The 259-nt window shown below is 37.8% G+C and carries 1 protein-coding gene; it reads right to left on the minus strand.

What is annotated here, in order from left to right:
- Positions 1 to 259: hypothetical protein (locus AC2FA3_RS15325; RefSeq protein WP_490510336.1), on the minus strand; the 259-nt coding region annotated here is incomplete at both ends.

Below are 259 nucleotides of genomic sequence, written 5' to 3' on the forward strand. Positions count from 1 at the left end.
ATACCACACTCCGCCATTTTGTGCGAGTGTACATGTTTTCCAGTTTAAAAATCCATTCTGGACATAGAACCAGTTTCCTGCATTATACACAAGTCCTGTCTTTGAAAAGTCAACTTTTCCGTTTTTTACATAAAACCAGCCTGTTTTGTTTTTCGCAAGTCCTGTATAATTCCAGTTTAAGATTCCGTTTGACACATAGTAATATGAGCCGCCAAGTCTTAGGATACCACTGTAATTCCAGTCTACATATCCGTTATGT

Source organism: Janibacter sp. CoH_79_TC_3 (assembly GCF_058197955.1).